This is a genomic window from Bradyrhizobium sp. UFLA05-109, assembly GCF_054185165.1.
In genome coordinates, this window is the sequence record NZ_JBBIAR010000066.1 from 19,523 (window position 1) to 34,532 (window position 15,010).

The 15,010-nt window shown below is 64.4% G+C and carries 13 protein-coding genes; 7 read left to right on the forward strand and 6 right to left on the reverse strand.

The window, feature by feature from the left end; genetic code table 11:
- Positions 1-100 precede the first annotated feature (100 nt).
- Positions 101-904, reverse strand: a complete 804-nt coding sequence (locus Q3C01_RS35210) for a fumarylacetoacetate hydrolase family protein (RefSeq protein ID WP_458149867.1) — start codon at positions 902-904, stop codon at positions 101-103.
- Positions 905-1,055: 151 nt separating this feature from the next.
- Here Q3C01_RS35210 and Q3C01_RS35215 point away from each other — a divergent pair, with 151 nt between their 5' ends.
- The 4 genes from Q3C01_RS35215 to Q3C01_RS35230 all read left to right on the forward strand — a co-directional run bounded on the left by Q3C01_RS35215 (position 1,056) and on the right by Q3C01_RS35230 (position 6,461).
- On the forward strand, positions 1,056-2,579 hold the full coding sequence (locus Q3C01_RS35215) for a glycosyl hydrolase family 79 N-terminal domain-containing protein (RefSeq protein ID WP_458149868.1): 1,524 nt from the start codon (positions 1,056-1,058) through the stop codon (positions 2,577-2,579).
- 124 nt (positions 2,580-2,703) lie between these two features.
- Positions 2,704-3,903, forward strand: coding sequence for an ABC transporter substrate-binding protein (locus Q3C01_RS35220; RefSeq protein ID WP_458149869.1), 1,200 nt, complete (start codon positions 2,704-2,706; stop codon positions 3,901-3,903).
- A gap of 8 nt (positions 3,904-3,911) precedes the next feature.
- Positions 3,912-5,645, forward strand: a complete 1,734-nt coding sequence (locus tag Q3C01_RS35225; RefSeq protein WP_458149870.1) for an FAD-dependent oxidoreductase — start codon at positions 3,912-3,914, stop codon at positions 5,643-5,645.
- Between the two features lie 21 nt (positions 5,646-5,666).
- Positions 5,667-6,461, forward strand: a complete 795-nt coding sequence (locus Q3C01_RS35230; RefSeq protein ID WP_458149871.1) for an IclR family transcriptional regulator — start codon at positions 5,667-5,669, stop codon at positions 6,459-6,461.
- A gap of 171 nt (positions 6,462-6,632) precedes the next feature.
- Here Q3C01_RS35230 and Q3C01_RS35235 read toward each other — a convergent pair whose 3' ends face one another.
- The 5 genes from Q3C01_RS35235 to Q3C01_RS35255 all read right to left on the reverse strand — a co-directional run bounded on the left by Q3C01_RS35235 (position 6,633) and on the right by Q3C01_RS35255 (position 12,124).
- Positions 6,633-7,361, reverse strand: a complete 729-nt coding sequence (locus Q3C01_RS35235) for a GntR family transcriptional regulator (protein WP_458149872.1) — start codon at positions 7,359-7,361, stop codon at positions 6,633-6,635.
- Between the two features lie 17 nt (positions 7,362-7,378).
- Positions 7,379-8,122 carry an aspartate/glutamate racemase family protein gene (locus Q3C01_RS35240; RefSeq protein ID WP_458149873.1) on the reverse strand — a complete coding sequence of 248 codons (744 nt, stop codon included), beginning with the start codon at positions 8,120-8,122 and terminating at the stop codon, positions 7,379-7,381.
- A gap of 9 nt (positions 8,123-8,131) precedes the next feature.
- On the reverse strand, positions 8,132-9,397 hold the full coding sequence (locus tag Q3C01_RS35245; protein WP_458149874.1) for an NAD(P)/FAD-dependent oxidoreductase: 1,266 nt from the start codon (positions 9,395-9,397) through the stop codon (positions 8,132-8,134).
- Complete coding sequence (locus tag Q3C01_RS35250; RefSeq protein ID WP_458149875.1) at positions 9,397-11,061, reverse strand: thiamine pyrophosphate-binding protein; 1,665 nt, start codon at positions 11,059-11,061, stop codon at positions 9,397-9,399. Before Q3C01_RS35250 ends, Q3C01_RS35245 begins: the two co-directional genes overlap by 1 nt.
- A 145-nt stretch (positions 11,062-11,206) precedes the next feature.
- Positions 11,207-12,124, reverse strand: coding sequence for an NAD(P)-dependent oxidoreductase (locus tag Q3C01_RS35255; RefSeq protein ID WP_458149876.1), 918 nt, complete (start codon positions 12,122-12,124; stop codon positions 11,207-11,209).
- A gap of 114 nt (positions 12,125-12,238) precedes the next feature.
- Between Q3C01_RS35255 and Q3C01_RS35260 the strand changes: the two genes are divergently transcribed.
- From Q3C01_RS35260 to Q3C01_RS35270, 3 genes are all read left to right on the forward strand, one after another.
- Positions 12,239-13,075, forward strand: coding sequence for a transporter substrate-binding domain-containing protein (locus Q3C01_RS35260; protein ID WP_458149877.1), 837 nt, complete (start codon positions 12,239-12,241; stop codon positions 13,073-13,075).
- 105 nt (positions 13,076-13,180) lie between these two features.
- A complete protein-coding gene (locus tag Q3C01_RS35265; protein ID WP_458149878.1) occupies positions 13,181-13,909 on the forward strand; it encodes an aspartate/glutamate racemase family protein in 729 nt (242 codons plus the stop codon).
- A gap of 132 nt (positions 13,910-14,041) precedes the next feature.
- Positions 14,042-14,992 carry an alpha/beta fold hydrolase gene (locus tag Q3C01_RS35270; RefSeq protein ID WP_458149879.1) on the forward strand — a complete coding sequence of 317 codons (951 nt, stop codon included), beginning with the start codon at positions 14,042-14,044 and terminating at the stop codon, positions 14,990-14,992.
- The last annotated feature ends 18 nt before the right edge of the window (positions 14,993-15,010 follow it).

A 15,010-nucleotide genomic window follows, 5' to 3' on the forward strand; every position in this document is an offset into this window, starting at 1 on the left:
GAGATTGTAGCCCGCATGCAGCGTAGCGGAATGCAGGACCAGTGGCCCCGGATTGCTCTGCGCTCCATCCGGGCTACGGCAGTTGCGCATGGAGAAGATTCTAGACGATCTTGATCGACATGTCCGGCAGGCCTTCGAGCTTGCACAGGAGCACGTCACCCTTCACCACCGGGCCGACATTCTCCGGCGTGCCGGAATAGATGATGTCGCCCGCCTTCAGCTCGAAGGCTTCCGAGAGCTTTGCAATCTGCTCGGCGACGCTCCAGATCATCTTCTCGAGATCCGAGTTTTGTCGCACCACGCCATTCACCGCGAGCGAGATCGCGCCCCTGCTGAGATGCCCGACCTTCGACGCGGGATGGATCGGGCCGATCACCGCGGCATGGTCAAAGCTCTTGCCGATCTCCCACGGCTTCTTCTCCGCAGCCATGCCGTTCTGAAGATCCCGCCGGGTCATGTCGAGGCCGAGCGCATAGCCATAGACGTGGTCGAGCGCCTTCTCCGGTAGGATGTTGCTGCCACCGGATTTCAACGCGGCGACCAGTTCGACCTCGTGATGGTAGTTCTTGGTCAGCGACGGATAGGGATGCTCGGCGACCTCGCCGACCGCGACGTTCTGGATCGCATCGGTCGGCTTCTGGAAGAAGAACGGCGGCTCGCGGTTCGGGTCGGAGCCGCGCTCGATCGCATGCGCGGCATAGTTGCGGCCGATGCAGTAGATGCGGCGGACCTGGAACACATCCGTCTCGCCGATGATCGGGATCGTCGTCATCGGCACCGGGAAAATCGGCTTCGGCCCTGCTTGCGCGGCGGCCGGCGCAGCCTCGGTCATGGTGGCCGCGGTTGCCGCGGCGGCGGCGGTCGCAAGCAGCTCGCGTCGCGAGGGTGAGGAGGTCTTTTTCATGTTTTATGCTCCTGTGGCGCAGTCAATTGGGCCGGACCGATGGAATAGTGGATCAGGCACTTCCTATCAACTGCCCTTGATACGGCCCCGCCCACTGGCAGGCGCAAGGTAGGATCGATCCGGAAAAGACATCAGCGAAGGGTGTCACGACGTGCACGCTACGCCACAGCCCAGCCGGAACGGCGTCATCGCAACGCTATTGTTCGTCATCGCAACATCCCCTGCAGCGGGTGCAAGAGCGCAATCGATCACGCCGGCGCGCATGACGGCGATCGGCACGATCGACACCCGCTTTCAATCCTACAATATCGAGATGGTCGAGGTGACGGGCGGGCGCTTCTGGAAGCCGTACGCCCGAAGCTCCAACGCGCAGATCGCGCGTGACCGCTACAGCTACAGGCCGCCAATCGATCTCGCCAGCACGCGGCTGCGCAAACTCGCCGCTGCTCTGGGCCCAGCCTATATGCGCATCAGCGGCACCTGGGCCAACGCAACGTTCTTCGCCGATACGGACAACGCGCCGGCTGCACCACCTCCCGGTTTCAGCTCCGTGCTGAGCCGCGCGCAATGGCGCGGCGGCGTCGACTTTGCGCGCGCGGTGAATGCGGAGATCCTGACGTCGTTTGCCATCAGTGCAGGCAGCCGCAACGCGGACGGCCGTTGGACGCCGGACCAGGCGCAACAGCTTCTCTCTTTCACCCAGTCGCTCGGCAGCCACATCGCAGCCGCCGAATTCATGAACGAGCCGACGCTCGCGGCAACGAACGGAGCACCGCCAGGCTATGACGCGCAGGCCTATGGCCGCGACTTCGCGATATTCCATTCGTGGATACGCCAGCATGCTCCCGACACGCTGATCGTCGGTCCCGGCTCCGTCGGCGACTCGTCCTCGCCATCAACCGATGGCATCCGGACCCGCGATCTGCTCGCCGCATCCGGCCACGGCCTCGATCGCTTCTCCTATCATCACTACAATACGCTCTCGCCGCGTTGCGGCGTTCGCGATGATCCGGCGCAGGCGCTATCGGCGGATTGGCTCGCGCGCAGCGATCGCACGCTCTCGATCTACCGCGGCTTGCGCGACAAATTCGCACCCGGCACGCCGATCTGGCTGACCGAGACGGCCGATGCCGCCTGCGGCGGCAATCGCTGGGACGCGACTTTCCTCGACACCTTCCGCTATCTCGACCAGCTCGGACGGCTCGCGAAGGCCGGCGTCCAGGTCGTGATGCACAACACGCTGGCCGCGAGCGACTACGGGCTGCTCGACGAGACGAAGCTTCGTCCACGGCCGAACTACTGGGGCGCGCTGCTGTGGCATCGCCTGATGGGAACGACCGTGCTCGACGCCGGAGCTAGCGGCACGCCCGATCTTAACGTCTATGCGCACTGCCATCCCAAGACGAGCGGCGCCGTGTCCATCCTTGCGATCAATACGTCGTTGAGCAAGTCGCGCAGCCTCAAGCTGCCGATCGCATCGGAGCGCTACACGCTGGATGCGAGACAGCTGCAAAGCTCGACAGCACGACTGAACGGAAGGACACTCGAACTCGACGTCAACGACAGGCTTCCGGCACTCGAAGCGCGCACGAGCCCGGTCGGGACGATTGCCCTGGCGCCGAAAACTATCACCTTCCTGGTGATCCCTAACGCTAGCAATCCCGCCTGCCGGTGACACGCTCCGGGATCGGGAACCCATCGGAATCAGATTTCATCATTGACAAACTAGTTTGCTAATATCTAACTTACGTCCTAATGCATAACCCGCTGCGCAAGCGGTATCAGGGAGAGGAACGACAATGAGAGGGCTTTTGGCCTTTGCCATGCTTGCGGCCACGACGACTGCCGCGACCGCGCAGGTGTCCGATGACGTGGTGCGGATTGGGGTGCTGACCGATCTGTCGAGCTGGGGCCGCGACAATAGCGGTCCCGGTTCGGTCGAAGCCGCGAAGATGGCGGTGGAGGAATTCGGCCCGACCGTGCTCGGCAAGCCGATCGAGATCATCAGCGCCGACCACCAGATGAAGACCGACGTCGGCGTGCAGATCGTGCGCGGCTGGTTCGACAATGGCAAGGTCGACGCGGTCGTCGACATCCCCAACTCCGGCATCGCAATAGCCGTCCACAACATGGTGCGCGAGCGCAACAAGATCGCGCTGCTCTCCGGCCCCGGCGCAAGCTCGCTGACGGACGAGCTGTGCAGCCCGAACACCGTGCATTTCACCTACGATACCTATGCGCTGTCGAAGGTCACGGCCTCGGCCGTGATCAAGGAAGGCGGCAAGTCCTGGTACTTCATCACCGCGGACTATGCCTTCGGCCAGCAGCTCGAGAAGGACGCGACGCGTTTCGTCAACGAGATGGGCGGCAAGGTTCTGGGCGGCGTGCGGCATCCGACCAACACCGCGGATTTCTTCTCCTTCGCGCTTCAGGCGCAGAGCTCGAAGGCCGATGTCGTGGCCTTTGCCAATGCCGGCCAGGACACCGACAATGCAATCAAGCAGTCCGGCGAGTTCGGCCTCGTCCAGGGTGGGCAAAAGCTCGTTGGCCTCTTGATGTTCGACACCGACGTGCACGCCATCGGCCTGAAGGCCGCGCAGGGCACCTACATGACCACCGCGTCCTACTGGGCCATGGATGAAGCGACCCGCGCCTGGTCGAAGAAATTCTACGAGCGCACCAAGGTGATGCCGACCATGATTCAGACCGGCGTCTACGGCTCGGTGCTGCACTATCTCAAGGCCATCAAGGCCGCCGGTACGGACGATCCTGCCCAGGTGATGGCCAAGATGCGCGAATTGCCGATCGAGGATACGTTCGTCCATGGCGGCAAGCTGCGCGAGGACGGCCGCGTGATCCGCGACATGTATCTCGCCAAGGTGAAATCGCCCGAGCAGTCCAAGGAGCCTTGGGACTATCTCGAGATCGTCAAGACCGTGAAGGGCGAGGACGCCTTCCGTCCCGTCTCCGAATCCAAGTGCCCGCTCCTGAAGAAATGAGGCCCGGCATGACTGGCGACGCGCGCAACACAGGCGAAACCTACGAGTGCGATGTGCTCGTCGCAGGATCGGGCGCGGCCGGAATGGCGGCCGCGATCACAGCCCGCGCGCGCGGCCTTGATGTGCTGATCGTCGAGAAGGAGCCGCGCTTCGGCGGCACCACCGCGCGCTCCGGCGGCTGGCTCTGGATTCCCGGCACCTCGCTCGCCCGCGCCTATGGCATCGAGGAGAGCCCGGACCAGGCACGCACATATCTGCGGCACGAGGCCGGCAACAATTACGACGGCGCGCGCGTCGATGCCTTTCTCAGCGCTGGTCCCGAGGCGGTCGACTTCTTCACGACGAAGACCGCGCTGCGTTTCGACATGCCGCTGGTATTTCCGGACTACCACGCCGAAGCACCGGGTGGCGCGCAGGGCGGCCGCTCAATGGTGACGCGCCCGTTCGACGGCCGCGAGCTCGGCGACCACATCAAGACGCTGGGTCAGCCGCTGCCCGAGCTCACCGTGTTCGGCATGATGCTCGGATCGGGCAAGGAGATCATCCATTTCATGCGCGCGACGAAGTCGCTGACGTCGGCTGTGTATGTTGCAAAGCGCTTGTCCCGTCACTTGATGGACGTTCTGCGCTACGGCCGCGGCATGACACTGACCAACGGCAATGCGCTGGCAGGACGGCTCGCGAAATCCGCACTCGATCTCGACATTCCGATGTGGCTGTCCGCGCCGTTGCGCGAGCTCACGCTCGAAAACGGCGCCGTCACCGGCGCCATCGTCACGCGCGAAGGACGCGATGTGCGGATACGCTCACGCCGCGGCGTCGTGCTCGCCTGTGGCGGCTTCCCGCACGACGCTGCGCGGCGCAAGAAAATGTTTCCGCACGCGCCGACGGGCAACGAACATTACTCGCCGGGGCCGACCGGCAATACTGGCGACGGTCTGCGCCTTGCGGAAGCCGCGGGCGGGCGGATCGAGGATCGCCTGCCGAACGCGGCGGCCTGGGTGCCCGTCTCGGTGACGACGCGCAAGGACGGCTCAAAAGGCGTGATGCCGCATTTCATCGACCGCGCAAAGCCCGGCGTCATCGCCGTGATGCGCGACGGCAGGCGATTTGCCAACGAGGGCAATTCCTATCACGACTTCGTTCAGGCCATGGTGAAGGCGGCGAAGCCTGGCGAGGAGATCGCCGCGTTCCTCGTCTGCGATCACAGGACCTTGCGCAAATACGGCCTCGGCTGCGTTCCGCCCTTCCCGATGCCGCTCGGCCATCATTTGCGCACCGGCTATCTCATGTGCGGCGAGACGCTCGAAGCCCTTGCGGCCAAAGCCGGCATTGACACGAAAGCTTTCACCGAGACCGTCGCGAAGTTCAACGCCACGGCGGGGCAAGGCTACGACGCCGCCTTCGGCAAGGGGTCGAAGGCCTATAACCGCTACCAGGGCGACGCGCTACACGGCCCGAATCCTTGCGTCGCGCCGCTCGAGCGCGGCCCGTTCTACGCCATCAAGATGGTGATCGGCGATCTCGGCACCTATGCCGGCATCGTCACCGACGCCGACGCACGTGCGCTCGATGCCGAAGGCCGGATCATTCCCGGGCTGTATGCCGCGGGCAATGACATGGCGAGTGTCATGGGCGGCAATTATCCCGGCGCCGGCATCACGCTTGGGCCGGCGCTGACCTTCGGCTACATTGCCGGCCGACATCTCGCGAGGAGTGCTGCGGAGCGCAGCGCGGCGTGAACGGGAGCCCGGGAAAGCTAGATGAAGAAGGAAAGCCGCGGCATCCAGTCGGTCGAGGTCGGTGGCGAGTTGCTCCGCGCGCTCGCGAAGAGCGGCGAGCCGATGATGCTGCGCGATCTTGCGCGCGAGGCCAGCATGGCGCCGGCGAAGGCGCATCCCTATCTCGTGAGCTTTGTGCGGATCGGGCTCATTGAGCAGGATGAAACGACCGGACGCTACGAGATCGGTGCACTGGCACTCGAGCTCGGCCTGATCAGCCTGCGGCGCCTGTCGGCGGTTCGCATCGCGACGCCGAAGATCAAGGCGCTCGCCGATAGCATCGATCACGCGGTGTCGCTCGCCGTCTGGGGCAGCCATGGTCCAACCGTTGTCCAGATCGAGGAGCCCAGCCATCCCGTGCACATCGCGATGCGCGTCGGCTCGGTGATGGCGCTCCTGGAGACCGCGACCGGTCGCGCCTTTGCTGCGTTCCTACCCTCGAAGACGGTCAATGCAGCTCTTGATAGCGGCCTCGATCGCTTCGGCGTCGGCTACAATCCCAAGCGCGCGACGAAGGGCGCGAAGGTCGCCGAAATGCTCACCGAGGTACGCAACCATGGCCTCGCCCGCGCCCTCGGCGATCCCCTCCCCGGCGTCAATGCGTTCGCAGCGCCCGTGTTCGACCACGCCGGCCACGTCGCGCTGGTGATCACCGCGATGGGACCGGAGGCAACGTTCGACGCCGGCTGGGATAGCAGACTCGCGAATGCGCTGCGCGATTGTGCGGGTGGCATCTCGAAGCGGCTGGGATACGGGACCGTGAAAGCGGCGGAGTAATGTTGGGCATGCCTACAAACACCGCCGTCATGCCCCGCGAAGGCGGGGCACGCCGCGGCTTCTCCGTATTCCATTGTCGTCTCTGGAATACTGGATCGCCCGCCCCAGTGCGCAATTGCGCACAAGGCGGGCGATGACCCGAGAGTGCGGGACGCGCGTGCCTAAATCTCCTCAATTCGTCGCCTGCCTTGCCGCCGGCATGTAGATCTGCGCGTAGCCTTCCTTGATCGCCGAGGTGATGCGATCGAGCCGCCGGTCGATATGTTTTTCGAGCACGGAGACGCATGTCGCCTCGTCGCGCGCCTTGAGGCCTTCGACGACGGCACGGTGCTCGGCCTGTGTGTTGGAGCGGTTGACGCGGTCCATGTCGATCCAGCGCACGAAACGGATCCGGGCGTTAACGTTGCGCAGTACGCGCAGCATCTCGGCATTGTCAGACATCGCCATCAGTCGCTCGTGAAAGGTCTCATCCAGCTCGACCAGTTCGACCGACGAACGCTCGCCGGGATCGGGGCCGGTGGCTTCGAGGAATTTGAGTAGCGCGTCGATGTCCTCATCCTTGGCGCGCTTGATGGCGAGGCGGACCGAGGCGACCTCGATCGACTTGCGCAGCTCGTAGAGATCGAAGATCTCGTGCGCATCGAGTTCGCGGCAGAAGAAACCCTTGCCCGGCGTGAAGCGCAGGAAGCCTTCAGTATTCAGGCGATTGAGCGCTTCACGCAGCGGCGTGCGGCTCACGCCGAGGCGCTTTGCCAGCTCACCCTCGTTGAGCCGCTCGCCCGGCTTGAACTCGTAGCTCACCGCCATCGCCTTGAGCTGCTCATAGACGCGATCGACGATGCTGTCCGAAGCGAGTTGCAGGTCCTTGTTCTCCAGGTCCTTGTTCATGGGCTTGTTCATGGCCAGCTTCTCGAGCTCTAGCCAAACCGGCGCGGCCGCAGTCCGGCATGAAACCACGTGATCATGGAATAAATATCATAGACAGGCAGGCCCACCTCCGCCTGCAATGCAGCAGCGTAAGGCGGCATATTGGTGCATTCAAGCACGATGGCGCCGACATCGGGGTGCTGCGCGACGAGCGCCTTACCGGCATCGACCACATCGCGCTCGGCCTGCGCGATATCCATGTCGTCCTTCTCGGCCTTGATCAGGACGCGGAAGAACTCCTTGCCGTTCTCGGTGCCGACCAGCGGCGTGTCGAGCGGCACGCCGGCACCTTCCAGATGGGCCGGCGACAGGGTCGAGCCCGACACCGTGACGAGGCCGACGCGCTTGCCGGGCGGCAGGGTCGCCTGCACCCACGGCACCTGCATCAACGATGACGTCGCCACCGGTACGCCGACGGCGGCGGCAAGCTCTTTCTGAAACAGCGCGAGGAAGCCGCAATTGGTGGTGATGGCTTCGGCGCCAAGCCGCACCAGTTCCTTCGCCGCGTCGACGAAATCCGGCAGCAGCCCGGCCGCGCCCTTCAGCACGACCTTCTCCGGGCTCGCTCCGCTTACCACGCGATAGAGCACCGGGAACGGCCAGGTCGTGCCGTTACCCATGTCGCCGGGGATGCGGGGAAAGCGCGCTTCCAGCATCAGGATGCCGAGCGGCGCGCCATAGAGCGCCTTGCCACCACGGGCGATGCGGGGTGAGGAATTTTGCGGATAGGTCATGATGCGATCTCAGAGGAAGCGGGCGGGAGCGAACGGTTCGAGCGGAATCTCCGGCGTCTTGCCGCTGACGAGCTGCGCGACGAGGCGGCCGGTGCGGGCCGAGCCGACGAGGCCGATATGGCCATGGCCGAACGCATAGACGATATCGCGCGAGGCGCGGGCATAGCCGATGCAGGGACGGCCATCCGGCATGCTCGGGCGGTGGCCGAACCACATCTTGATGCGTGAGGCCGGAATGTTTTTCGGCAGCTTCGGAAACATGCTCAAGAGATTGTCGCGCAGGATCTCTGCGCGCTTCCAGTTCGGCTCCGCGTCAAGCCCGGCGATCTCGACCGTGCCAGCGGCGCGCAGACCCTTGTTGGTCCAGTTCACGACCATCTTGGCGTCGGAGGCCATCATCGAAGAGCGCGGTCCCGTCTCAGGATGCTCGATCATGACGTGATAGCCGCGCTCGGTCTCGAGCGGCAGCGGATCGCCAACGGACGCGGTGAGCAGTTTTGAGCGTGCGCCCGCTGCGACCACGGCGGCATCGCAGGCGATCTCGCCGGTCTCGGTGAGGACGGCAACGAGCTTGCTGCCGTCGAGCTTGAGACCGGTCGCCTTGGCGCGCACCAGCTTCGCCCCACGAGCGAGCGCATGATTGGCGAGCGCCGCGACGTAAGCGCCGGGATCGCGACAGCGCCCAGCCTCCTCCACCACCACACCGAACGTGTAGCGCGGATCAAGCTCAGGCTCGCGCTGGCGCATCTCGTCCGAAGAAAGCTCCAGCCATTCGACACCGACGCGCTTGCGGATGCCCCAGCCCAGATCGCCGTCGAAATTCCCGCGCGACGTGAAGACGTGCATCACGCCGTTGCGTTCGATCAGCTCGGAAACACCGGCCTCGTCCGCGAGCTTCTTGTGCAGCAGCGGCGCATCCTTCAGGAGCGCGCGCAGCGCGACTGCCGTCTTCTCAACGCGCGCCTCGGTCCAGCCGGAGAGCAGGTACTTGATCAGCCATGGCAAGGCCTTCGGCAAGTAAGACCAGCGGATCGCGAGCGGACCGAGCGGATCCATCAGATAGCCAGGCACCTTCCTCCAAATGCTGGGCTCGGCCGGCGGGATCACCGAATGCGACGACAACCAGCCGGCATTGCCATAGCTCGCTGCCTGCTCGCCACCGGGCTCACCGGGATCGATCAGCGTGACACGATGGCCCTCGCGCAGCGCCTCTATGGCGCTGATCACGCCGACCGCGCCGGCGCCGATGATGGCAACGTGGCGGCTGGTTGACATCAGAGCGTTTTCTCCTGCGGCACAAAATCCTTGCCGACAGACAGCGCACGCTGATCGAAGATGCAGTGCAGGATCGACGGCTTGCCCGAGGCGAGTGCGCGCTCGAAGGCCGGCGCGAACTCTTCCGTGCGCTCGACGCGCTCGCCATGGCCGCCGAACGCTTTTGCGTACATCGCAAAGTCAGGATTCTTGAGCTGCGTGCCGACCACGCGGCCGGGATAGTCGCGCTCCTGGTGCATGCGGATGGTGCCGTATTGCGCGTTGTCGATCACGACGACGATCAGGGCAGCATCATACTGCACGGCGGTCGCAAACTCCTGGCCGTTCATCAGGAAGCATCCGTCCCCGGCAAACGCCACGACGACACGATCCGGAAATTGCCGCTTGGCAAGCACGCCGGCCGGCACGCCATAGCCCATCGAGCCCGAGGTCGGCGCGAGCTGCGCGGCGAAGGCGTGGAAGCGGTGATGGCGATGCAGCCAGCCGGCGTAGTTGCCGGCGCCGTTGCAGACAATCGCATCCTTCGGCAGGCGGTCGCGCAGCCAAGTCATGACCTGGCCAAACTGGAACGAACCCGGCAGTTCGCGCGCGGTCTCGGTCCAGGCAAGATAATCCGCATGCGCCTTGGCCGCCTCGCCCTTCCAGGCCGACGTCGCAGCAGGCTTCAGCGTCTCGACGGCCGCGGCAAAGGCTGAGGGAGTCGCCTGGATCGCGAGCGTGGGCTGATAGACGCGGCCGAGCTCTTCCGAGCCTGGATGAACATGGATCAACTTTTGACTCGGCACGGGAATGTCGAACAGCGAGTAGGACGAAGACGGCATCTCCGACATGCGGCCGCCGATCAGCAGGATGACATCCGCGCTGGTGATGCGCGCCTTCAGGCTCGGGCTCGGCCCGATGCCGAGATCGCCGGCATAGTGGGAATGATCGGCGTCGATGAGCGACGCCCGGCGGAACGAGGTCGCGACCGGCAGATCGAACCGCTCGGCGAAGCGCGCGACGCCCTTGGCCGCTTCCGCGGTCCAGCCGGAGCCACCGAGAACGACGAGCGGCGCCTTTGCGCCGGCAAGCATCGCCGTCAGACGTTCGAGATCGGCCGGCGCCGGCCAGCTCACGGCGGGTTCGACGCGCGGCGCATCGGCGACCGTCGCCGTCTCGGTCAGCATGTTCTCCGGCAGCGCGATCACGACGGGACCGGGTCGGCCCTGCATCGCGACGCGGAACGCGCGTGCGACGAGCTCGGGAATGCGATCGGGACGATCGATCTCGACCGCCCACTTCGCCATCGTGCCGAACACCGCCTTGTAGTCGAGCTCCTGGAACGCCTCGCGCTCGCGCATGCCGGTATCGACCTGACCGACGAACAGGATCATCGGCGTCGAATCCTGCATTGCGATGTGGACGCCGTGGCTGGCATTGGTCGCGCCCGGACCGCGGGTGACGAAGCAGATGCCGGGACGACCGGTCAGCTTGCCATAGGCTTCCGCCATCATCGCGGCGCCGCCTTCGGCGCGGCAGATCATCACGTCGATGGAGCTGTCATGCAGTGCATCCAGCGCGGCGAGATAGCTCTCGCCCGGCACGCAGGTGACGCGCTCGACGCCCTGCGCGACCAGCTGGTCGATCAGGATCTGGCCCCCGGTGCGGGCGTTACGAATGCTCATGACGACTCCCTGAAAGGCTTTGGCGTTGCGATCGAGCGCGCGCCAGTTTGTTCTGAGGTGGCGTAGGACAGGCGGACGGAGCACGCAAGATCGAAAGGCTTCTCGTATCCTGCGCCGACATCATGCCTGTCCCCGATGTTTGCAACTACCGGCCAGTCGCGATGATGCGGCGGCAATGATCCAGCGCCGCACCGATGAGATTGTCGCTCGCCTCCGGCGTACGGAACGCCGAATGTGCCGACAGCGTCACGTTCGCAAGCTTGGTCAGCGGATGGCCTGCGGGTAGCGGCTCGACGGTGAAGACGTCGAGGCCGGCATGCCCGATATGGCCTGCGCGCAGCGCCTCGATCATGGCGTCTTCATCGACCACCGCGCCACGCGCCGTGTTGATCAGGATGCTGCCTGGACGCATCATCGCGATGCGCTCGCGGGAGAGGAATCCTTTGGTCTCATCATTGAGCAAAAGATGCAGCGAGACGACGTGGCTCTCCGTCAGCAGCTTCTCCAGCGTGACGAAGTCGACGCCCGGATGCGCCTTCGGCGTCCGGTTCCAGGCGATTACCTTCATGCCGCTGCCGAGCGCCATGCGTGCGGCTTCAGCGGCGATGCCGCCAAAGCCGATCAGGCCGAGCGTCTTGCCGGTGAGCTGGACGGCGTCGCGGCGCAGCCAGTTGCCCTCGCGCATGCCGCGATCCATCTCGCCAAACCCTTTTGCGGAGGCCCACATCAGCGCGATCGCGCATTCGGCGACCGCGGTGTCGCCATAGCCCTTGATGGTGTGGACAGCGATGCCGTGCTGGCCAAGCTCGTCCGGATTCATGTAGCTGCGCGCGCCGGTGCCGAGGAAGACGATATGCTTCAGAGCCGCACACTTCGCGGCAACCGCCATCGGCACCGCGGTGTGATCGACGATCATGATCTCCACGCCGTCCAGGAGGCGCGGCAGGTCGTCGGGCGAAATCGCGGGGTCGCGGTTGATGCCGACCGGGAGGCTGTCCGCACGCAGCAGCTTTTCGGTGACGGCGGCAAGCGTGTCGTTGGCATCGACGAACAGGGCACGCATCGGCTGATCTTTCTATTTCCAGGTCAAAAATACCGTATTGCATTTTAAGCTGAATACAGAAATAGTCCAGAAGCCGGGGTTGGATGTCAGGGGTAACTGCCCAGGAGAACTGCCATGAATCGCAGGGACGCACTCACCACCGTCGCCCTCGCCGGCGCTGCGATGGCCGCAGCCACCTCGGCCAGGGCTGACACCGCACCAAGCTCCACCCTCGACCGGATCAAGAAGAACGGCGTGCTGCGCATCGCGGTCATCGCCGGCCAGGATCCCTATTTCCACAAGGACCTCGCCACTAATCAATGGTCGGGCGCCTGCATCGACATGGCGAACGACATTGCCGGCAAGCTCGGCGCCAAGGTCGAGACCCTGGAATCGACCTGGGGCAACCAGATCCTCGATCTCCAGGCCGAGAAGATCGACCTTGCCTTTGCCGTGAACCCGACGCCCGAGCGCGCGCTGGTCATCGACTTCTCCTCGCCCATCCTGGTGCACTCCTTCACCGTCATCACCAAGAAAGGTTTTGCCAAGCCGCAGACCTGGGCCGAGATCAACAAGCCCGAGGTCAAGATCGCCGTCGACATCGGCTCCACGCACGAGACGATCGCACGGCGCTATTGCCCGAAGGCGACGATCCTCGGCTTCAAGGAGCGCAACGAGGCAATCCTTGCCGTCTCCACCGGACGGGCGGACTGCAACATATCGCTCGCCGTGCTATCGGTCGCGACGTTGAAGAAGAACCCGACGCTCGGCGAGCTTGCGGTACCAAAACCGCTGCTCACGCTGCCGACCAATCTCGGCATCCGCACTGAGGCCGATCGGCGCTACAAGGATTTCCTCAGCGCCTGGGCCGATTACAACCGCGCGCTGGGCCAGACCCGCGAATGGCTGCTCAAGGCCTTTGAAACCGTCGGCCTGACTGCCGAAGACATTCCCGGCGAAATTCAGTTCTGATCGCCACCGATACGTGTCCGGAACTACGCGGCGCTCAAGCCGCTGGTGGCTCCACGCCGGCTCGATCTCTCGTCATGAGGTCCGGTTTCTCGAAGGAGAAGAACCATGAAGCTGCGTGGCGGCTACACGAACTACGGTGAGACCATCGGCATTCTGATGCTCGACACCCGTTTCCCGCGTCCGCGCGGCGACATCGGCAACGCGCTCTCCTATGATTTTCCGGTGCGCTACAAGATCGTGCGCGGCGCCCATGCCACCAGGATCATGGGCGACCATCCCGACCCGGCGCTGATCGAGCCGTTCATCGCAGCCGCCCGCGAACTGGAGGCAGAAGGCGTGAAGGCGATCACGACGAGCTGCGGTTTTCTTGCGCCGTTCCAGAGACAGATCGCCGCCGCGGTGAACATTCCGGTCTTCACGTCGAGCCTGATCCAGGCGCCTCTGATTCACGCCATGCTGCCGCCGGGCAAGGTCATCGGCCTCTTCACCGAGCGCGGTCATCACATGAATGAGGGGCATTTCCGCGGCGTTGGCTGGTCGCAGGACGAGATTCCCGTTCAGGTCCAGGGCATGAAGCCCGACGCGCAATTCCCCGCGACCTACATTATGGGCCGGGAGGAATTGGACACCGACGTGCTGCGCGCCGAGATGATCGAGATGACGGAAGCCTTCATGGCGTCCTGCAAGAATCCCGGCGCCATTCTGTTCGAATGCACCAACATGTGTCCGTTCTCGAGGGACGTCGCCGAAGTGTCGGGCCTTCCGGTGTTCGACATCAACACGCTGATCCATTTCTTCTACCGTGCCGCCAATCCGGTCGCCTTCCTGCGCTAGGCTCGGACCGCTCGCAAATGCGTGAGACGCCGGAGCGCTGAACATCATGTTCAGCCTGCCGCATCTCTTGGTCATTGACAGCAAAAGCCGGCATCGCCGACCTTCGCTGCACAATAATCAGGGGAGGATTTCATGATCACGCGGCATCCGCGCCTCGTCGCCAGCGCAGCCGTAGCGGCAGCGCTCGCGCATTTCGCTTTCGTCAGCCCGGCCGGCGCCGAGGAGAAGACGATCAAGGGCGGCGTGCCGGTTAATCTGGCGACATTGCAGCCCGGCGTCACCTACACCGACATCCCGAACGGCTTTGCGCGACCGCATCTGATGATGGACATCATCAAGCCGGTCAGCGACAAGCCGGTGCCAGCGATCGTCTTCGTCTCCGGCAATGGCTGGCGCAGCATCGACCGCGCGGCGCTGATCCCGCAGCTCTCACCGATCGCCAAGGCCGGCTACCTCGTCGCCGCGATCGACTACCGCATCATCGGCGAAGCCAACTTCCCGAAGCCGCTCGAGGACGTGAAGACCGCGATCCGCTTCCTTCGCGCCAATGCCAAGACCTACAACGTCGACCCCGACCACATCGCCGTCTGGGGCAATTCCGCCGGCGGCCATCTCTCGGCGATGGCGGCGACCACCGGTGAGATGAAGGAGTATGACAGCGACCGCTGGCCCGGCCAGTCCAGCGCCGTGCAGGCGGCGGTGATCTTCTACGGCCCGATGGACCTCTCCCATCGCATGGATGCCAGTGCCGTCAACGGCAGCCCGGGCATGTCGGTGGAGAGCGCCTTCCTCGGCTTCGATGCCAAGGATCCGGCCAATGCCGAGAAGGTGAAGAAGGCCAATCCGATCGCGCAAATCTCTGACAAGACGCCGCCGATGCTGATCGTGCACGGCACCAAGGACATCGTCGTTCCCATCAGCGAAAGCGAGGACCTCTATGCGGCACTCACCGCGGCCAAGCGTCCCGCCACCTTCATCCGGGTCGAAGGCTCCGGCCACAGCTTTGGCCAGGTCAGCAGCAACCCCGAGGTGATGGCGGAGGTGCTCGCTTTCTTCGATCGCACGCTGAAGGGCAAGCCCTGAGCTCGCGCGAGCGGTCTC